The organism is Pseudothermotoga sp., from assembly GCA_025060105.1.
Taxonomy (GTDB): Bacteria; Thermotogota; Thermotogae; order Thermotogales; family DSM-5069; genus Pseudothermotoga_A.
This window is the reverse complement of sequence record JANXCS010000003.1, coordinates 187,740-207,861: the sequence shown is the minus strand read 5'-3', so window position 1 is coordinate 207,861 and position 20,122 is coordinate 187,740. Positions and strand designations below refer to the sequence as shown.

General features: G+C 48.7%; 21 protein-coding genes. 12 read left to right on the top strand and 9 right to left on the bottom strand.

Annotated features, from left to right (window positions below; translation table 11 throughout):
• The first annotated feature begins 25 nt into the window (after positions 1-25).
• The 8 genes from NZ875_04440 (at position 26) to NZ875_04405 (ending at position 7,027) form a co-directional block, all read left to right on the top strand.
• On the top strand, positions 26-853 hold the full coding sequence (locus NZ875_04440; GenBank protein ID MCS7174987.1) for an ABC transporter permease subunit: 828 nt from the start codon (positions 26-28) through the stop codon (positions 851-853).
• A complete protein-coding gene (locus NZ875_04435) occupies positions 850-1,659 on the top strand; it encodes an ABC transporter permease subunit (GenBank protein ID MCS7174986.1) in 810 nt (269 codons plus the stop codon). The genes NZ875_04440 and NZ875_04435 overlap by 4 nt, the downstream gene beginning before the upstream one ends.
• A gap of 4 nt (positions 1,660-1,663) precedes the next feature.
• Entirely contained in the window at positions 1,664-2,686 is a 1,023-nt protein-coding gene (locus NZ875_04430) for an ABC transporter ATP-binding protein (protein MCS7174985.1), read from the top strand.
• 41 nt (positions 2,687-2,727) lie between these two features.
• The gene (gene gndA / locus NZ875_04425; protein MCS7174984.1) at positions 2,728-4,131 is read left to right on the top strand and encodes an NADP-dependent phosphogluconate dehydrogenase; all 1,404 of its coding nucleotides are present in this window, start codon (positions 2,728-2,730) and stop codon (positions 4,129-4,131) included.
• Positions 4,132-4,188: 57 nt separating this feature from the next.
• A complete protein-coding gene (locus NZ875_04420) occupies positions 4,189-4,911 on the top strand; it encodes a basic amino acid ABC transporter substrate-binding protein (GenBank protein MCS7174983.1) in 723 nt (240 codons plus the stop codon).
• Between the two features lie 63 nt (positions 4,912-4,974).
• Complete coding sequence (locus NZ875_04415; GenBank protein MCS7174982.1) at positions 4,975-5,610, top strand: amino acid ABC transporter permease; 636 nt, start codon at positions 4,975-4,977, stop codon at positions 5,608-5,610.
• Between the two features lie 8 nt (positions 5,611-5,618).
• On the top strand, positions 5,619-6,359 hold the full coding sequence (locus NZ875_04410) for an amino acid ABC transporter ATP-binding protein (GenBank protein MCS7174981.1): 741 nt from the start codon (positions 5,619-5,621) through the stop codon (positions 6,357-6,359).
• Positions 6,356-7,027 (top strand): amino acid ABC transporter permease, encoded by a 672-nt coding sequence (locus NZ875_04405; GenBank protein MCS7174980.1) that lies wholly within the window; start codon positions 6,356-6,358, stop codon positions 7,025-7,027. Before NZ875_04410 ends, NZ875_04405 begins: the two co-directional genes overlap by 4 nt.
• 36 nt (positions 7,028-7,063) lie before the next feature.
• Here NZ875_04405 and NZ875_04400 read toward each other — a convergent pair whose 3' ends face one another.
• The gene (locus NZ875_04400; protein ID MCS7174979.1) at positions 7,064-8,611 is read right to left on the bottom strand and encodes a bifunctional UDP-sugar hydrolase/5'-nucleotidase; all 1,548 of its coding nucleotides are present in this window, start codon (positions 8,609-8,611) and stop codon (positions 7,064-7,066) included.
• 77 nt (positions 8,612-8,688) lie between these two features.
• Between NZ875_04400 and NZ875_04395 the strand changes: the two genes are divergently transcribed.
• Entirely contained in the window at positions 8,689-9,894 is a 1,206-nt protein-coding gene (locus tag NZ875_04395) for an FprA family A-type flavoprotein (GenBank protein ID MCS7174978.1), read from the top strand.
• A gap of 3 nt (positions 9,895-9,897) precedes the next feature.
• On the opposite strand, the gene NZ875_04390 is transcribed toward NZ875_04395, so the two are convergent.
• The 8 genes from NZ875_04390 to nth are packed head-to-tail and all read right to left on the bottom strand — an operon-like array spanning position 9,898 to position 18,041.
• Complete coding sequence (locus NZ875_04390) at positions 9,898-10,920, bottom strand: aminopeptidase (protein MCS7174977.1); 1,023 nt, start codon at positions 10,918-10,920, stop codon at positions 9,898-9,900.
• Positions 10,917-12,011, bottom strand: coding sequence for a DUF917 domain-containing protein (locus NZ875_04385; GenBank protein MCS7174976.1), 1,095 nt, complete (start codon positions 12,009-12,011; stop codon positions 10,917-10,919). The genes NZ875_04390 and NZ875_04385 overlap by 4 nt, the downstream gene beginning before the upstream one ends.
• Positions 12,011-12,973, bottom strand: coding sequence for an ATP-binding cassette domain-containing protein (locus tag NZ875_04380; GenBank protein ID MCS7174975.1), 963 nt, complete (start codon positions 12,971-12,973; stop codon positions 12,011-12,013). Before NZ875_04380 ends, NZ875_04385 begins: the two co-directional genes overlap by 1 nt.
• A complete protein-coding gene (locus NZ875_04375) occupies positions 12,966-13,925 on the bottom strand; it encodes an ABC transporter ATP-binding protein (protein MCS7174974.1) in 960 nt (319 codons plus the stop codon). Before NZ875_04375 ends, NZ875_04380 begins: the two co-directional genes overlap by 8 nt.
• The gene (locus NZ875_04370) at positions 13,922-14,776 is read right to left on the bottom strand and encodes an ABC transporter permease (protein MCS7174973.1); all 855 of its coding nucleotides are present in this window, start codon (positions 14,774-14,776) and stop codon (positions 13,922-13,924) included. Before NZ875_04370 ends, NZ875_04375 begins: the two co-directional genes overlap by 4 nt.
• A gap of 14 nt (positions 14,777-14,790) precedes the next feature.
• Positions 14,791-15,810, bottom strand: a complete 1,020-nt coding sequence (locus NZ875_04365) for an ABC transporter permease (GenBank protein MCS7174972.1) — start codon at positions 15,808-15,810, stop codon at positions 14,791-14,793.
• Between the two features lie 12 nt (positions 15,811-15,822).
• The gene (locus NZ875_04360) at positions 15,823-17,364 is read right to left on the bottom strand and encodes an ABC transporter substrate-binding protein (GenBank protein ID MCS7174971.1); all 1,542 of its coding nucleotides are present in this window, start codon (positions 17,362-17,364) and stop codon (positions 15,823-15,825) included.
• 56 nt (positions 17,365-17,420) lie between these two features.
• Positions 17,421-18,041 carry an endonuclease III gene (gene nth, locus NZ875_04355; protein MCS7174970.1) on the bottom strand — a complete coding sequence of 207 codons (621 nt, stop codon included), beginning with the start codon at positions 18,039-18,041 and terminating at the stop codon, positions 17,421-17,423.
• Between the two features lie 56 nt (positions 18,042-18,097).
• Here nth and NZ875_04350 point away from each other — a divergent pair, with 56 nt between their 5' ends.
• Genes NZ875_04350 through NZ875_04340 form a run of 3 tightly spaced genes read left to right on the top strand, consistent with a single transcriptional unit; the run spans position 18,098 to position 20,105 of the window.
• Positions 18,098-19,174 carry a Xaa-Pro peptidase family protein gene (locus NZ875_04350; protein ID MCS7174969.1) on the top strand — a complete coding sequence of 359 codons (1,077 nt, stop codon included), beginning with the start codon at positions 18,098-18,100 and terminating at the stop codon, positions 19,172-19,174.
• Positions 19,175-19,190: 16 nt separating this feature from the next.
• The gene (gene efp, locus NZ875_04345) at positions 19,191-19,748 is read left to right on the top strand and encodes an elongation factor P (protein MCS7174968.1); all 558 of its coding nucleotides are present in this window, start codon (positions 19,191-19,193) and stop codon (positions 19,746-19,748) included.
• Between the two features lie 12 nt (positions 19,749-19,760).
• On the top strand, positions 19,761-20,105 hold the full coding sequence (locus NZ875_04340) for an Asp23/Gls24 family envelope stress response protein (protein MCS7174967.1): 345 nt from the start codon (positions 19,761-19,763) through the stop codon (positions 20,103-20,105).
• The last annotated feature ends 17 nt before the right edge of the window (positions 20,106-20,122 follow it).

Here is a 20,122-nt window from a genome sequence, read left to right as displayed (position 1 = left end):
TCGCCTCACTTTGGGGGTTGAGCTCATGAGACGAAGAAGGGAGGTTCTCGTCGGCTTTCTGCTCATTCTCCCCGCTCTGCTAGTTTTAGCTGTTTTGTACATCTATCCGTTGTTTCTGTCGATGTACATGAGTTTCACCGTCTCGAACAGGTTCAGCTTGGCCAACTACGGAAAGGTGTTCGACATATACTGGCGTGACGTGGTTTACAGTGTGATGATCAGTTTGATCACGACCTTCGCCACTTTGGTTTTAAGTGTGCTCATATCGGGTTATTTGAGATTCAAAAATTGGAGATTTCTCGATTTGATGTACAAATTGCCCCTCTTCATTCCTTTTTTGATAGTTGGACATGCGATGCGTGTGTTTCTCGCCCCTCACGGGACTTTGAACAATTTGCTCACGAGGATCTTGCGCATCGAAGAGTTACCTGGACTTTCTAGAAGTTGGATCGGCTTGGTTTGGGCTTTCGTGTGGATCATGACGCCTTACGCAACTCTCATCGTGCTCGGCGCCTTCAAAAGTTTGGACAGTGCTTACATCGAAGCTGCGCAGAACCTTGGGGCCAACAAGGTGAAAATCGTGCTGGACGTTCTACTGCCCATGTGCAGGCCTTCCATCATGGTTGCGTTCATCCTGACGTTCGTCAGAACGATAAGCAGTTTGACCATACCCATCATGGTTGGTCCAGCCAGTCCCAACATGATCACGGTGAGCATGATGTTCAGGGTCAACTACTTCAACGACTGGGGTACCGCCAACGCCTTGGGTGTGGTGTCTTATCTGATCGTCATGGTCTTCGCCATTTATTATTTGAAGTTCATGGCGGCTGAACGAGGGGGCATCAAGGCATGAGACAATTTTCGATATTGAGGTTGACGTTGAAGTTGGTCCTCGTGGTTCTGATACTTCTGTTGGTGGTTGGACCTTTCGTGGGGATCGTGCTTTGGAGCTTCGCCAGGATCTGGTATTGGCCAAGCCCGATTCCTCAAGAGTTCACTCTGCGTTACTGGAGCGAAGTCTTCAGACAAGGTAGGGTGTTGAATTCGTTGACGCTCAGCTTGAGGATCGCACTGATCACGGTAGTTTTTTCCATATCGATCGCCATTCCCGCCGCCTATGCCTTCGCAAGGTACAAACTTCCGGTAGAAAGAATCTTGTTGTTTTTGTTCTTGATGCCACAAGCCTTTCCGCAACTACCAGTTTTCATCAACCTTGCGAGAGTTTTTGGAAGGATCGGATTGAGAGGCAACATGTGGGGAATAATTCTAGCACACACGATGGCTTCGTTGGTTTTTTCACTTTGGATAATAACCGCAACGTTCAAATCTATACCGCTGGATCTCGAACAAGCCGCGCAGAACCTCGGAGCGAGTAGGTTCAGAGTTTTTTGGACCATAACCTTCCCACTCGGCATACCGGGTATCATCGCAGGGGCCATACACGTTTTTCTGTGGTCCATGGGTGAATTCAACGCCGCTTTCTTCATAGGAGCTCCGTTCATACAGACCGCTCCGGTGTTGATGTACACAGCTAGCGCTGGCTACAACATGCAGATAGCCAGTGTTATAGCGATCATCCTGATGGTTCCTTCTTTGTTGTTCATGTTGATCATCGAGAAATTTCTAAAAGCTGAGTACATCGCCGGCATTGGGGGTTGAAACCGTGATCGTCTTGAAGACGGAGAATTTGAAGAAATACTACGGTGAAGTGAGGGCCCTCGACGGCGTGTCCATACAGATAGATGAAGGAGAGTTGTTGGCCGTCATAGGACCCAGCGGTTCAGGAAAGACAACCTTGTTGAGATCGATCGCCGGTTTTGTTCAACTGGATGAGGGAAGGATCTATATAAAGGGACGCGATGTGACGGATTTGCCTCCTGAGAAGAGAAACGTTGCGATGTTTTTCCAAAACTACGCTCTTTGGCCACACATGAGCGTGTTCGAAAACGTGGCGTACGGTTTGAAGGTGAGAAAACTTTCGAAAGAAAAGGTGAAGGAGAAGGTCGAATGGGCTTTGAACTTTCTCGACATAGGACATTTGGCGGGCAGAAAGCCGAGCCAGCTTTCAGGAGGTCAGCAACAGAGAGTCGCTCTCGCCCGAGCGATCGTGGTTGAACCGGATCTGTTGCTACTCGATGAACCTCTGTCGAACTTGGATGCGAAAATAAGGATGAGGATCAGGTTCGAGCTGAGAGACATTCTAAAAAGATTGAACATCGCAACACTCTACGTCACTCACGATCAGGAGGAAGCGCTCAGCATAGCCGACAAGATAGCCGTGATGAACAACGGCAAGGTATTGCAGATCGGTGAGCCACGTGAGATATACCGCAAGCCTAAAGATCTCTTCGTGGCCGATTTCGTCGGTGTGAACTGTGTTGTGAAGACCGAGGCTGAACGACTCAGAAGGATCGGTTTGGATGTTTCGGGCCAAAGAGAAGTCAACCTGGTCATAAGAGCTGAGGAAGTCGTTCTGGATCGCATGAACGCCCCTCTGACGAAGAGATCCAACGATCTTTTGTTGAACGGCCAGATCATCGGTAAACAGTATCTGGGGGCAAAAATACGTTATGAGATAAAACTGAAAGACCTCGATGAGAACGTATTCATAAACAGCGAGGAGAACTTCGAGCTGAACGAACAGGTTCACCTCTTGGTTAGAGAAGGTAGCTATTTCATCTACTGATGTATCATTGAAGTGAGTCGAACGTGAGGAGGTAGGGATGCGTGAAAGCGGATATAGGTTTGATAGGCCTAGCGGTCATGGGACAGAATTTGGCACTGAACATCGCTAGGAAAGGTTATTCGGTGGCCGTCTACAATCGAACCGCCGAGAGAACGAAGAAATTCGTGGAAGAAAGAGTGAAATCAGAAAAGGTGCTGCCAGCTTACAGCATCAAAGAGCTAGTGAACAGTTTGAGCAGACCAAGAAAGATCATATTGATGGTCAAAGCAGGTCAAGCGGTGGACGACATGATCAGTGAGCTTCTGCCATACCTTGAGAAAGGCGATCTATTGATAGATGGTGGCAATTCTCATTTTGCAGATACGGATCGGAGATTGAGCGAGCTCGCCAAAGAGGGAATTCTGTACCTCGGCATGGGTGTTTCTGGTGGTGAGTACGGTGCGTTGCATGGACCATCGCTCATGCCTGGGGGAACGAGGGAAGCTTACAGTTTGGTGGAAAAGATCTTGGTCGAAATCGCTGCCAAAACGGAAGACGGCCCATGTTGCACCTACGTTGGTGACGGCTCTGCTGGGCACTTTGTGAAGATGGTCCACAACGGCATTGAATACAGCATCATGCAAGCCATCGCTGAAGTTTACGACATCATGAGAAAGGTGATGAAACTTTCAAGTGAAAAGATCGGCGAGATCTTCGAGCGGTGGAACAGAGAAGAGTTGGCATCCTTCCTCATGGAAATATCGTACAAGATCATGAGCTGGAAAGATGAAGAAACTGGTAAACCCCTCGTCGAGCTGATACTCGACAAGGCTGAACAGAAAGGGACTGGCAAATGGTCAACCCAGGTTGCTCTCGATCTTGGGGTGCCAGCCTTCTCGTTCGGTGCCTCCGTCTTCGCGCGCGCCGTGTCTTACTACAAAGAAGAAAGACAAAAGATGGCTGAACTCTACAAGCCGAACATGAAAACCGCCGAAAACATCGCCGTTGAAGATCTAAAGAAAACGTTGTCGTTGGCTTACTTTCTTTCTTATTCACAGGGTGTGTGGCTCATCCACGAAGCTTCGAAGAGCTTCAAATACAACGTCGACTCACTCGAGGTGCTGAGGATTTGGAAAGGTGGATGCATCATCAGATCCAAAATGCTCGACTTTTTGAGACAGCTGTTGAAAAACTCGCAGGAAAACATCACGTTCTTGAACGACGAAAGGGCACGAAACTTCGTAGAAGAAAGATTGCCCCATGCGATCAAGGTCACGAACCTTGCAAGATCGTCGATGATACCCACACCATCGTTGAACGCTTGTTTGGACTATTTGTTCAGCTTGATGACGGAAAACTTGCCGGCCAACCTCATACAAGCGCAGAGAGATTTCTTCGGTGCGCACACTTTCCAGCGGATCGATAAGCCCGGAACGTTCCATGTAGAATGGCAACCTCTTGAATGAGCGAAAACGTGTGTGGTATAATGTGACAAACCTTTAAAGGTTGGAGGTGGTGTTTGAATGAAGTTGAGATCGTTCGTGCTCGCTTTGCTATTGCTCGCCGCATTTGCCTTTTCGAAGACCATCACGGTAGGAACCAGTGCAGACTTTCCACCTTTCGAGTACATAGAAAACGGCCGGTTCGTTGGCTTCGACATGGACCTCATGAGGGAGATCGCAAAGATCGCAGGTTTTGAGTTGAAATTCGTGGATATGAGTTTCGATTCTTTGATCCCCGCACTGCGTGCTGGTCAGATCGATGTGGTTGCGGCTGCAATGACGATAACGGAAGAACGAAAACAGGTTGTGGATTTCTCTATACCCTATTGGACGGCCGATCAGAGTGTGATAGTCAGAGCCGATTCGAACCTGACGATCACCGTGTTGTTCGGTAAGTACAAAATCGGTGTTCAAACCGGTACAACGGGGGATCTCTGGTGCACCGATGAGTTGGTTTCGAAAGGCATATTGCCAGAGAGAAACCTCAAAAGGTATGACACGTTCATCTTGGCGTTGAGCGACCTTTTGAATGGGAACATCGATGCCATCGTGCTGGACTCACCTGTTGCAAGCAGGTTCGCCGCCACGAAACCAGTCAAAGTCGTGGGGATCATAGTCACCGGTGAGCAGTACGGTATAGCCGTGAGGAAAGGGAACAAGGAACTGTTGAACGCGATTAACAACGCACTCAAGCAGATCATCGAATCTGGTAAAATGAGTGAACTCATTGACAAGTACTTCTGAGGCTGTGGGGGGAGATGAAAGATAGATAAGCTGAAACTGATTTTGGAGTCTCTCCCGTACCTGTTGAAAGGCACTTGGGTGACGGTTCAGTTGACTGCGCTGGGGCTGACCCTCGGCCTGTTAGTCGCCATACCTGTGAGTTTTTTTCAAGTGTACGGTCATTCTTTTTCAAAAATCGTTTGTTCGGTCTATGAAAGGACCTTCAGGAGTATCCCCCTGTTGGTCCTTTTGATGCTCATCTTTTACGGCTTACCCGAAGTAGGTATCAGACTCAATCCCTTTTTGGCGTGCGTTCTGGGACTTGGCATAAGGAGTTCAGCCTATCAGTCTCAAATTTTCAGAGGGGCCATCCTGTCCGTATCGAAAGGCCAAACGCTCGCTGCGTACTCACTCGGTATGAACAGATTACAAACGTTTTGGCATGTGGTCTTGCCACAGGCTCTGAGATTCTCCATCGCACCGTGGACCAACGAACTCACCGTGGTGTTGAAGGATTCCTCCATGGCGTATGCGCTCGGTGTCATCGAGTTGTTGAGGCAAGGTAGCTACATCGTGGCGCGAACCTACGAACCCATGGTGATCTTTTTGACTTGCGCGGCCATATATCTGGTACTCACCCTCTCGGCGAACAAGATCTTCGCGATCGTTGAGAAGAAACTTGCGATCCCTGGCTTTGAAACGAGGGAGGTAGTTCATTGAGCGAAGTCGTGTTGAGGGTCGAAAACCTAAAAAAGAGTTTCGGTTCTGTACAGGTTCTTCGCGGTGTATCGTTCGAGGTCAAAAGGGGTGAAACGAAGGTCATACTTGGACCGAGTGGGACTGGTAAGAGCACACTACTTGCGTGCATAAACAGGCTCGTTGAACCAGATTCGGGGAGGGTTTTCCTCGAGAACGAAGAGATCACGCCCAAGAACGTTCATAGGATGAGACAAAAGATCGGTTTCGTCTTTCAAGATTTCAACCTGTTCAACCACCTCACGGCCCTCGATAACGTTCGGATAGGCCCAATGAAAGTTCAAAAAATCCCCAAAGAGGAGGCAACGCAGATAGCTTTAGAACAACTGAGAAAGGTAGGACTTCTGGACAAAGCGAACCATTATCCGTCGCAACTTTCTGGTGGTCAAAAGCAGCGTGTTGCCATCGCGAGGGCGTTGGCGATGAGACCGAAGGTGATACTCTTCGATGAGCCAACGTCCGCTCTCGACCCGGAGTTGATAGGTGAAGTCTTGTCGGTCATGATGGACCTCGCGAAAGAGGGCATGACGATGGTCGTGGTCACACACGAACTTGGTTTCGCCAGGAACGTGGCGAGCGAAATACTCTTCATGGAGGATGGTGTGATCCTCGAAAGGGGTGCTCCAGATGAATTTTTCAGCAATCCAAAAACCGAACGTGCAAAACAGTTCCTCAAGAAACTGAGCGAGCTCTACGGAGAGAAACCGAGATGAGTTTCATCCAAATCGTGCAGCAATCTTTACCGAAGTTGTTGAACGGTTTGATAGTCACGGTCTATCTGACACTCTTCGCCGCCGGCGTTGGATTTGTTCTTGGGATCTTGCTCTGCGTCGGAAGAGTTTACGCCAACAAGTTTGTGAGCTTTCTGTGCGTAGGATTCATAGAGCTGATAAGGGGCACACCGATGCTCGTGCAACTTTTCATCTTGTACTATGGCTTACCTGTTTACGGGTTGAGACTTTCTCCTCTGGCCGCGGCGCTGATAGGTTTCACGATCAACAGCGCTGCTTATCAAGCTGAGTACATAAGGGGAGCCATTCAATCCATCGGCGTGGGACAGCTGAGAGCGGCCCATTCGATCGGAATGACGAAGTGGCAAGCCGTTAGACTGATCATTCTACCTCAAGCGTTGAGGCGCGTGATTCCCGCTTGGACGAACGAGTTCATTTACCTTTTGAAGTACACTTCGATGGCTTACATCATAGGTGCTCCGGAAATGATGGCTCAAGCCAAATTCATAGCCAGTCGCAACTTTGAATTTTTCAGAGTGTACCTTCTAACTGCCTTTATATACCTCTCCGTGGTTTGGCTGAGTGCCCATCTCTTCTCGTTGCTCGAAAGAAAGCTGAGGATTCCAGGTACGATCGTCGGTGAAAGATGAAGAAAGGGGACCAGCGAAGGTCCCCTTCTTTTACCGTCATTGTCTGATGTATCTGAGTGAAGAGTCGTAGTCTTTTATCTCGCCTTTTAGAACCGTTTGGATGAACTCGACAAGAACGCTGTCCAATCTGAAACCGGTATCGTAGCCAGGTAGGCCCGAAAGCATCGTATAGCCATCGCCGCCACCAGCCAAGTAATTGTTCGTCACAACCGTGTACGTTTTGCTTGGATCGATCGGTTCACCCTTCACCTTGGCTTCCACTACCTCTCCTGCGACGCTCTTCCAAGTCAAACCGCCGGTCTGTAGGAATCCACCTTGCCCCTCTTTTATGGTTGCAGCATACCGCAAAACTTTCAACAGCTGTTCACCGTTCATTTTGAGCACGTAGAGGGTGTTGCCGAATGGTAGGACCGTCAGCACGTCTCTCACCGTGATTTCTCCAGGCTTTATCGAGGCTCTGATGCCACCACCGTTCATTAGTGAAACGTCCGCGTTGACTTTCCAGATCATCGCATCGCAGATCATGTTCGCAAGGTTCGTGCTCTTCGAACGAACGTTCGCCCTTTCGCCATCGAGCAGGATGTGGGTTTTCCCTATCACCGTGTTGAGTTTTTCATCGCCGAGCTGTTTGAAGTAATCGAGTACGGTTTTGACGTAGAAGTGTTCTTTGTATTCTTTGTCCACGTATTCGTAGATGTCTTTACCTTCCGCATCCTTGCCTTTGTGGATCTTCAGATTCACTGGGATCGGTTTCCAGTTGTACGACAGGATCTTACCTTTCTCTATCTCTAGATCTAGTCTCCCTACGTATTTACCCCATTCCCACGCCTGAACCACGATGACTCCGTTGACCAGCTGAGCCGTTTCGAACTTCGTATGGCTGTGTCCATCGACGATCACATGGATACCTTCAACACTCTGCGCCAGCTGTTTGCTCGTGGTCTTTCCTTCACCCTCTGGTCCCCAACCCAAATGCGCCAATACGACGATCAGATCGACTTTCCCTTTCAATTCCTCAACGATCTTTTTGGTGGTTTCCACACAGTTTTCAAACCGTGCACCCTTCAGATGTAACGGTTCCAGTATCGCCGTTTCTTCGGTGGTGAGGCCTATGATCGCCACCTTCAGATCTCCAAAATCTTTGATGATGTAAGGAGCAGGTTTGACAACGCCTTCTGGATCGTAAAAGTTCGCACTCAAAAACGGAAACTTTGCGAGCTTCATCTGTTTGGCCAAAACTTCCTTCGGTTTATCGAACTCGTGGTTACCAAGCACCATCGCATCGAGTCTCATCATGTTGAACGCGACGATGTCTGGTGCGGCATCCAACATGTCCGATTCGGGTACACCCGTGTTCAAATCTCCAGCGTGCAGAAACAGCACACGACCAGAAACGGCTTCGACTTCCTTTCTAACCTCCTCCACGATCGTCGCGATTGCAGCGAAACCTCCTATGTTTGGATTGTTCGTCTCACTCCAGGGCCAGGCTCGACCGTGTGTGTCGTTGATGTGAAGGATCGTTAACTTCGCTGCGAACAACGCCACGACGATCAAGACCAGAAACATCGCTAAATATTTTTTCACCAGAGATCCCCCCTCCATCTTGAATTTTACAGTGTCTCGCGATCGTTTTGTACAATATTGCCGAGGAGGGATTTCGCATGAAAGCGATCGAGGTGAAGCCAGGTATCTATTGGGTGGGAGTGAACGATAGGTTCACTCAGCTGTTCGAAGGGCTCTGGCCCATAGGTGAAGAAGGTGTTTCGTACAACGCCTATCTGCTCAAAGATGAGAAAAACGCACTCATCGATCTGGCAAAATCGATCAAGGTGGATGAGTTCTTCGAACAGATAGAGAGTGTCGTTCCCCTTTCGAAAATCGATTACGTCGTGGTCAACCACATGGAGCCAGACCACACGGGTGTTTTGAGCGTTTTGAAGAAGGTTGCACCGAACGCGACGATACTCATCTCCGATAGGGGTGCTAAAATGTTGAAAGCTTTCTATCAGATCGATCAGAACGTGAAGATCGTCAAAGATGGAGAGCAACTTTCCCTGGGCAAAAAGACCTTGAAATTTTTCTACACACCGTTGGTTCACTGGCCCGAAACGATGATGACTTACGAGGTGAGTGAGAGAGTGCTTTTCTCCTGTGATGGTTTTGGAAGCTACGGGGCGTTTAAGGGAGCCATATTCGATGATGAGTGTGAGGATAAGGAATTTTACTTGAAGGAAATGCTCAGATATTACGTCAACATCGTCGCCTCTTTCAGCAGGCCAGTTCTGAGGGCGATAGAGAGATTGGCGAACTTACCGATCGATGTCGTCGCTCCATCGCACGGGCTCGTGTGGAGGGCAGAACCTCACACGCCCATCAGGATGTACAGAGAATGGGCGGAATACGCTGAAAAGCCTTCCAAGAAAGGTGTCACGCTCGTCTACGGTTCGATGTATGGTAACACCGAGCGAGCGATGAACTCCGTACTGAGGGGATTGAGCAAGTCCAGATTACCCATCTCTGTATTCAACGTCACTCAGACACACCACAGTTACATCCTCGCTTCGTTGTGGGAAAAACGTGGTGTCGTCATAGGTGCTCCAACTTACGAAGCTGCGTTGTTCCCACCGATGGAAGATCTGTTGAGATTGGCACAGATAAAGCACGTGAAGAACAAGCTGGCTTTGATCTTTGGAAGTTACGGTTGGAGTGGAGGTGCCATCAAGCGGATCAAAGAACTCGTTGAACCGCTGGGCTGGAAGGTGGTCGATGTCCACGAGTTCAACGGAGCTCCAACGGAAAACGATTTGGAGAAGCTCCAACAGATGGCAACGCAGTTTGCCCAACAAATCGAGAGCGAGCCGGAATGAACTTCAACCGTTCATAATTTCACTGAGCCTTTCGTCCACGATGGCTCCGTCGGACATCACAACTCTTCCATCGACGATGATGGTCGAATTCAAGCACACACCATCACAGTGCGATGGAGCTTGATCTGTGTAGACTCTGTCCGGTGTGAGGTCTTCGCTGATGTAACCTATGCCCCATTCGCTACAACCCCAGACTCGCTCATCTTCCAAAACGTTTCCGCTCAACCTCGCACCCGGATTGAGTCCGAGTGAGATGTGTGCGAGTCTGAACATACCTTCGTGGTGGAAAGACTTCAACCAAGATTCAAACTGCTTCGCTTCATTACCACCAAGGATTTGGACGATCCTACCAGATTCGACGATCAGCGTGACAGGTTGCTTGAGTACACCGAGTGGCGGAACGATTGAACCGTCGAAGACGATCCTTCCGTGAATCGTCTCTTCAATGGGAGTCCAACTCATCTGGCCTGGAAGCATATGGATGCCAGGCACACTCGCATCACCATGGTCGCATATTATGGGACGCTTCGGATGGTTTTTGAACTTCACATCGGTGCCAGAAGGGTTCACGATCCGCACTTCTTCAGCTTCCTTCAGTATGCGTGCGAGCCGTTCCATGAAAATGGCCAACTTGTCTAGATCGATGTCCAAGGTTCGTACGAACATATCGTGATCCATTCCCACAAGGCACATGTACCGAAGGTTTTTGTTCTTGATCGCCATTTCGAAAGCTGAAGAATAGAGTAGCCAACGTTGATTGAACTCTATCCACACGTTCGCATTCTGAAGGGCTGCACTGAGTGTTTTGAGTGGAAGATCTGGATCGGCAGCTTTGCCAACACCCTTGGGCGCAGGAACACAGAGAAGCAGAGGCTTAGCTCCCGTGCGAAAAACTTCACTCGCAACTGCTTGAACGACGGAAAGATCGGAGAGTGTATCGTACGTGATGACGACTTCTTCATCGGGCTTAATCTTGAAAACCTCACAGATCAATTTTCTCGCAGCCTTCGACAGATCGAACCTCATTTCACCGTGCTCCTTTCAAAAGGCACGTAATCGAAGTCGAAACCAAAGTGTCTCGGTCCGAATATTTCGATCGCCTTACTGCTCCTCCACAACTGGTTCGCTGCCATGCCGATCACGACGACCCGCTCATTCTTCTTCAAATGTGGGTTGAGCACTGGAGAACCATCGTCGGCTCTGAGAACGATGATCAAATCTGGACAAGTTATGCAAACTCTCCCGTCCAGCCACGCTATGAGGTTTTCGTTCTTGAACCAAATTTTGAATTTTCTACCCTCGAAAGATCCTATCCCATCGAAAAGCATCTCACCGTACGTAAAACCCCCTTTATCTTCCCATTGAGCATCGCCGATCGCTAAACCTTCGAAAAGAACTTTTGCTCCCAGAACTTTCACGATCGCTTCTACGACGTTTTCTCCTCTTCTTTGTGCCTCACTCTTCGCCTTTCCAACCTGCCAAGCCAGGCTCACGGTACCTCTCACAAGACTTCGTTTCAGTATGGACCCTTTGAGCGGATGTGACGTGACCCCCACCTTTCCACCGCTCAAGATTGCGATGGACCTTGTTATTTCTTCCGCTTGTTCGTCTGAGCACACCTCTTCAACCACCAGCTTATCACCGTAATGATTGCATACGGTGAAAGGCGTCATGGGAACTCCGAGCAAATAGAAGCTGGTGTGCTGTACCTCAGGTACTGCTCTACCCACTGGGTCACCGTCCAAAACTGCCACGTTCAGCTGTGCGGCAACCTCGAAGGCAACTGCGGTGTTTCCTCCTCCAAGCTCAGTCGGGAAAACGGCGTCGAACTTTTTACCCATATAACGCTCGAGGAGTTTGAAAGACTCGACCACGGGCGATTCTACTTTCTTCGTCGATTTCTTCACATCCGAGGATGGTGAGACTGAACCTACGAAATAAGGACACGCCGCCAAACGATCGTCATCGAATTCGTCTACAGACAACAGCTTGATCTTTCCTTTGACGGATTTTCTGACAGTTTCGAGCCCCTTCTGAAGGTCTCCTCCGCCACCTGTACCGAGTACGGCACACCCGAAGAGTATTTGTTCGATGTCACTCACACTCAATTCGACCATCAGCTTACCTCCTTCCATTTGATGCACGAAACGAACCTATTCTCCGAAACCTTGATGAGATTCATATCATAAAATCCGCACTCTTTGATCGAGAAAGGACATCTACTTCTGAACTTGCAACCTTCGTTCACGGCCGTACTGGGTTCTCCAAACGTTGAAGGTTTCCTCATTTCAAGATTCGGATCCGGCACGAACATAGAATCGATGAGTAATTTGGTGTATGGATGTATAGGTTCATCGATCACTCGTTCGACTGGACCCACTTCGACTATCTTTCCTAAATACATAACTAAGATCGTTTCTGAAACGTTCCTCACAACACCAAGGTCGTGGCTGACGAAGATGTATGTGAGATTGAACTTGTAACGCAATTCGTTCAAAAGTTGTAGAACTTGTGCCTGGACCGATACATCCAGAGAGGAAGTTGGCTCGTCCAACAGTAGAATCTTTGGATTGACGGAGAGGGCCCTAGCGATGGCTACCCTTTGGCATTGCCCACCGCTGAGCTCTCCTGGGTATCTACTCGACAATTCTGGATCGAGCCCAACTTTTTCGAGCAGGTCGTACACAAGATCTTTGAGTTGCGATTTGGACATTTTTCCTTGGGCGAGTACGGGTTCGACAACGATGTCAAAGACTTTGAGCCTCGGGTTCAAGGAAGTTGTGGGATCTTGAAAAACCATCTGAACCTTGCGTGCCACCTTTTCTCTGTATTCTTTTCCTTTGAGCCGTGCCACGCGTTGACCGTCGAGATAAACCTCACCACTCGTGGGCCTGATCAAGCCGTTTATGCAACGAATGAGGGTGCTCTTACCACTGCCAGATTCTCCCACGATCGCCACACTTTGACCTTCAGAAACACTGAAGCTGACGTCATCGACAGCTTTCACGAGTATCTTTTTACCCCACAATCCTCTGCCACGCAGTACGAAGTGCTTTTTGAGATTTCTGACTTCAACCACATCTTTCCCTCCATCTATGGCACGATACGTAATGGCCAGGCCTCACCTCGATCAATTCTGGTGTGTGATTTTGACACATCGAAAGGGCCTCACTGCATCTTTCGTAAAAAGCGCATCCCGCTGTCAGTTGCTCTAGGGATGGGAGAGAGCCTGGTATCGGTTTTGGGAGTTTTCTCCTGCGTGGATCGAGCACACAGCTCAATAAGCCCAACGTGTAAGGATGCATCGTGTTCAAAAACAGCTCCTTCTTTGGAGCCATTTCCACGATGCTTCCAGCGTACATCACGATCACTCTGTCGGCCAGTTGGGATACTATGCCAAGATCGTGGGTGATGAAGAGTACTGAGAATCCCTTCTTCTGCTTCAGTTCCCAGATCAAGTACAATATCTGGCGTTGTACAGTCACGTCGAGGGCCGTCGTCGGTTCATCCGCTATTAGCAGGCTCGGTTCACATGCGAGTGCCATGGCGATCATAACGCGTTGTCTCATACCACCAGAAAGCTCGTGGGGGTATGCTCGACGCACCCTATCCGTATCGAACAACTGTACTTGTTTCAAAAGCTCCAAAACTTTGGATCTTAATTCTCTCTGTGATACATTCCATTTGTTTTTTAGAACGTCCATCAGCTGCTGCTCTATCCTGTAGAGTGGATTCAGCGAGGAAGTGGGATCTTGAAAGATGATCGCCACCTCTTTGCCACGCATTCTTTTCGCCGTGTTCGGTGTCACTTCTGTCCCTTTGAAAAAAATCCTTCCAGATGTTCTAGCGTTCTCTGGGAGCAATCCAACTATCGATAAGCCGGTCACGGTCTTGCCACAGCCTGTCTCCCCGACGAGCGCCACTATCTCATCGGTGTTGATCGAGAAAGATACGTTCCTTAAAGCTCTAACTTCTCCGTAAAGAGTCTTAAAAGTCAAAGAAAAGTTCTCAAACCTCAGAAGCTCACTCAAATCAGCATTCTCCTCCTCAATCTTGGGTCTATGAGCTCTCTCAGAACATCACCGAGCAAATTGAAGGACATGACCAAAAGTAGTATGAAGAGCCCTGGAAATGTGGGAACCCACCAATAATTCAGAAAATAAGCTTTACCTTCACTGATCATGAGACCCCAATCTGGTGCGGGTGGTTGGACCCCGAGGCCAAGGAAAGAAAGGGCGGCGGCCTCAAGGATCGCACTCCCCATGTCCATCGTACACTGAACGGCGAGCGGAGCTATACAACTTGGAAGAATGTGTCTGAACATGATCGTGATGTGTGGGACGCCGGCAGCCTTCGCAGCCTCTACATAAGCGAGAGATTTGATCGATAGCGTTTGAGAGCGCACGAGTCGTGCGTACCACGGCCACCACGTTATGACTAATGCCACAATGGCGTTGAGTAAACCTTTACCGAGAGTTGATGCGATCAAGAGTGCGAGCAGTAAAGGTGGAAAGGAAAGAAATACATCGGTGAATCGCATCAGGATGTTGTCTGTTATGCCTCCAAAATAGCCAGCAGCGATACCTATCGGAACACCCATCATGGCTGAGAGGAACACGACAGTCAATGCTGTGACGAGTGAGGTCCTCGCACCGTAAATTATACGGCTGAGTATGTCTCGACCCATATGGTCCGTTCCGAATGGGTGTTTCAAACTCGGTGGAAGCAATCGCGTCGCCATGTTCGGTTCACCGAGTGCTTGCTCTTTGAAAGGTGTTATCAACGGCGCGAGCAAAGCAAGTATTATGAAAACCACGATGACTGTGAAACTGAATTTGGCCACAGTGTTTTTCAAAGCGAGTTTAACGAGTTGAATGTTCAAAAATGTTCACCTCTTCAGAATCTTATCCTTGGGTCAATCTTTGCTTGGATCAGGTCAACGATGAAGTTTATGAGAACGTAACATACGGAGGCAACGATCGTCACACCGACGATGGCTGGATAATCCATGCTGAGTATCGCGTTTGCGGCGTATCTACCGAGACCTGGCCAGTTGAAGATCAATTCGACGAGAAACGCGCCAACGAGCGTGTATGCGAAGGACAAAGCCACGGTGACCATGGCAGGTGCGATCGCGTTTTTAAGTGCATAACCGAAGTATATCTTCCTTTCAGGGATCGCATATGCAAAAGCCGTTCTGATGTAATTTTCTTGAAGCACCTCGACCATCATCGACCTGACTTGTCTGGTGATCAAGCCTATGGGGTACGCTGCGAGTGTCACAGCTGGTAGGACCAAATGTTTCAATACATCGAAAAATGCGACGTAGTTTCGAGCAAGGAGAGTGTCGATCAGATAAAAGCCCGTTTTCTCCTCGAAAGGATGAATTAGAGAAACGAAGGTATCGACTCTGTCTGACAGAGGTAAAATGCCAAGCCATTTGAAGAAAAGCAGTTGCAGGATCATCCCGTACCAAAAGCTTGGGAGCGACACACCTGCGACTGCGAACAGTCTACTAACGTTGTCGAGCCAACTGTTCCTGTGGACTGCGGCCAAGACCCCCAAAGGTATTCCAACGATGATAGCGAAAAATTCCGCGATCAGCAGCAGTTCAAGCGTGGCAGTCAACGCCTTCTTTATATCGTAAGCCACGGGGTTATGAGTTCTTATCGACACACCGAGATCGAGGCGAAGTAGATTTCTCAAAAAATAGCTGAATCTCACCAAAATGGGTTCATCCAACTTCAATCTTTCCCTAGCTGCTTGAATTGCGCTGTGGGTAGCTTTTGGTCCCACCCACAGCGCTGCAGGATCGGATGGCACGACGTTCGAAACGATGAAGACTACAAAAACTACTCCGAGCACAACGAATATCGAAGAGAACGATCTTGAAATGATGTACCTAACAAAGTTCACACCAAATCGACCTCATGACGCACTCTCAAGTTCATAGAAGAAAACCACGTTTGGATAAGCTGGGTTGGGTTCAAATCCCTTGATAGACTTGTGAACCACGTAGATATCGTTGATTTGATAGAGTGGAACTGCGGGTAGGTCTCTACGCAGTATCGTTTCTACTGCTCTGTAGAGCTCTTCAGCACGTTTTGGATTGACGCCTTCTAACCTCACAGCTTCGTCCATCAGCTTATCCACTTCTTTGTTGTAATAGTAAGACAAGTTGAAGAGCACCTCTTCCTCGGTGTGGAACATACTGAAGAGAAAATCGTAAGGTGTCATGACCGTTGGCCACCAGTACATGATGAACATGTCCTGAGCTTTGGTTGGATCGCTCCTCGCCCACGCCCATTGTTGTTCCCAGTTCATCGGTCTGAGTTCGACATCGATACCAAGTTTTCTCAGGCTCGACCAGATCAGCTCCGAAGCTTTCTTCTCGCCTTCGTCAGATTGCAAGTACGTCAATACCAATTTGACACCCTTTGGGTCCACACCGGATTTTGTAAGAAATTCCTTGGACTTGTTCAAATCCTGTGAAAGCGGTGAAAGGTGGCTCGCATAACCGAACATGCCTTTCGGGATGATACCTGAAGGTTGCAGGCCATAACCCAACAGCACGTGGTTGAGGATTTCATTGTAAGGTATCGCGTAAGCAACGGCCGCTCTGAAGTCCGGGTTACTCAAAGGGGCTTTCTTGGTGTTGAAGAACAGGTACAGAACTTGAAAGCTTGGCTTTTGTTTGATATAAACGTTCGGATTAACTTCCAGTTTTTTCAGATCGTCGTAGATCAAGTTCCTCGTCAGATGGATCCTGCCTGCCGTGATCATTTGCATCCTCAAAGAAGGGTCGGGTACGATTTGAACTACGGCGATGTCGAACTTTTTGTCGGTCCAACCTTTCCAATAACCATCGAATTTTCTGAGCACAACTTGGGTCTTTGGGTCGAATTTGCTGATCGTATAAGGTCCCGTACCTGCATCGTTACCCGCATTGAACCACTTCGCTATGGCCTCATCGTCACCAATTTCAGCAACTTTCGGGCTGAATATGAAAGCGCCATAACCTGCGGAGGCGATGAGAGGTATGTTCGCAGGATATTTCAACTTGAACACGACCGTGTAGGGATCTGGTGTTTCGATCTTCTCGACGCTGTCCCAGATGTAAGCCGGTCCCCCTGCAAGCCTGATGGTCCTTTCTACGGAGAACTTCACCGCCGAAGATGTCAACTCCGTACCATCGTGGAATTTGACACCTTTCCTCAGCTTGAAAGTCCAAACGGTACCATCTTCGTTGGAAGACCACTCGACTGCGAGCAGCGGTTCTAACTTTCCATCCACGTAACGTGTGAGAGTCTCATAAACGTTGTTCAGTACTATTATGGAGTTGGAGAACTCGGTGCTTGGATCGAGTGTGATCATCTCTGAACCGTAAGCGTAAATGACCATAGTTTGCCTCTGGGCTAGAACGATGGTGGAGAGCAAGAAGGCAAACCAAAGCAGTAGAATTTTTTTCATCCTCACACCCCCTACATGGTGTTTGAATGAATTATAATGTCTCGTTGTTTGAAATTTCAACGTCTTTTTTGAAAAAAGTACTCGCAATCCGAATTCAAAGGACAGACCTCGCATTTTGGTTTGATCGGTAGACAGATCGTTCTACCGAACTCGACCATGGATCCGTTCAAAGGACCCCAAAAACGTTCGGGCACGATCTTTTTGAGTTCCTCCTCCGTTTCCTCCGGCTTCTTCGTTCTCACCAATCCCAGCCGGTTGGAGATCCTATGAACGTGTGTGTCGACGGCGATGGCCGGTTGATCGAATCCATGGTAAAGAACTATGTTCGCCGTCTTTCTACCCACACCGGGCAGTTTCAACAGTTCTTCCAGCGTGTTTGGTACCTTCCCACCGTATCTTTCAACGATCAACCTTGCGACTCGAACTATCCTCTCAGCTTTTTGTCTGTACATGCCACTCTCTCTTATGAGTTCGTGAAGATCTTCGGCGGACGCTCTGGCGAGTTCGAAGACGTTGCCGTATCTGGCGAAGAGTTTTTCACAGGCTTTCTCTGTGTTTTCGTCACGTGTGCGTTGGCTCAGTATCGTACAGATGAGTATTCTGAATGGATCTGCGCGGAACTTTTCACGGGGAAAAAGTTTCACAATCTTCTCGATCAGTTGTTCGACATTTCTCATGAGATCTCTTCACCTCGCGAGATATTGTACAATCGAAACGATGGAGGTGATCTATCTTGGAGAGGATCAAAAAATTCATCGAAGCTTTCGAAGCGGAAGGGATCGAAGCAGTTCTCATATGCAACGTCGAGTACTCTTCGAAACCGACCACGATGTATCTGTCGGGGTTCACGGGCTCTTTCAGTTTCCTTGTGATCACAAAAGATCAACAGTTCATCATCACGGACTCGAGATATTTCGAACAAGCCAAGCAACAGACAAAGTTCGCGCTCGTTGAACATCGTGGTGTGAATGTTCTTGACACCGTTTCGAGCGTGCTTCAAAGACTCGGTCCGAAGGTGGTAGGCCTCGAATTTTCACGCATCAGTCACGATACGTATCTAAAACTCACCGAAAAATACCAAGCTACCTACAAACCCGTTGACAAGATCATCGAACAGATGCGCATGGTGAAAGAACCACAGGAAATAGAGAACATGAAGAGGGCTATAGAGATCAGCGAGGAATCCCTCGTGCAAACCCTGCAACTCGTTAAAGAGGGGGTCTGTGAGAAAGACATCGCTGCGGAACTAGAGTACAGAATGAAGAAACTCGGTGCGGATGGTCCCGCGTTCGAAACGATCGTGATCTCAGGTCCGAGGACGGCCCTGCCTCACGGCAGACCTTCAGAGCGAAAAATAAAGATGAACGAGCCAATTCTGTTCGATTTCGGTGCCAAATTCAACGGTTACTGTGCGGACATAACGAGAACTTTTTTCCTCGGTAAGCCAGACGAAGACTTTTTGAAGATCTACAACGCCGTTTTCGAAGCACAGACACTGGCGCTCGAGAGAGGCAACGGGCGCATGAGCGGAAAGGAGTTGGATTCCATCGCACGCAACCACATCATCGATCGTGGCTTTGGTGAATACTTTGGTCATGGGCTCGGCCATGGCTTGGGGTTGGAGGTTCATGAGGCACCCAGAGTGAGTCAAGCCAACGAGTCTGTTCTACCCGTGGGTGCGGTGGTGACGATCGAACCAGGGATCTATATCGAAGGTAGGTTCGGTGTTAGAATAGAGGAGGATGTTGTGATCCGCGAGGATCGCTTAGAGAGACTCACTCGCCTCGATAGAAGAATTCAATCGATCTGACTGGAGGTGGATGAGTTTGATAGAGGTCACAGATCTGAGAAAAGGTATGGTGATCATGTACGAAGGTGAGCCTTACAGAGTTTTGGACGTGAACAAGCATCACATGGCGATGGGTCGAGGTTTGGTTAGGACCAAACTCAAAAATGTGAAGACGGGACTCGTCAGAGACGTCACGTTCAGCAGTGGAGATAGAGTCCCCGAGGCAGACTTGACATACAAGAAAGCTCAGTATCTCTACAACGATGGAGATCACTATTACTTCATGTCTCTCGATGACTATGAGCAGTACGCTTTCAGCGAAGAGGAGATCGGTGACGCCAAATGGTACTTGACGGAGAACCTTGAAGTGGACATCATGATGCTCGGTGACAGTCCTATAGGAGTTCAACTCCCCAACGTTGTCGTTCTCAGAGTCGTGGAGACTGAACCAGGTTTCAAGGGTGACACAGTTGCGGGCAGCGGTAAACCAGCCGTTTTGGAAACTGGTTTGAGGCTCACAGTACCGTTCTTCGTGGAAACCGGTGAACTGATCAAGGTTGACACTAGAACTGGAGAGTACTTAGAGAGAGCTTGAGGGGGTGACGAGATGGAGAAAGGATTCGGAACCATTGACATATCCGACAACGCGATAAGAGAAATCGCTTTCAGAAGTGCCTGTTCGGTGCTCGATCTGACCGATGAGAGAAAGCAGAAAAAACTCAGAAAATCGATCGATGTGGATAGAACCCCTGAAGACAGCATAATCGTTTCGATGAGAGTTACGGCACCCTTCGGCAGACCGTTCGTCGAAATCGCCAGAAAGCTCATGGAACAAGTGAAACTGGATATCGAAAGGATGACAGACCAACAGGTGATTTCAGTGAACGTGGTGATCGATGACGTTGAAGAATCCAGTATTTCTCGTGAAGGGGAGGAAGAGACGAAGGAGTGATCCAACGTGACACGCCG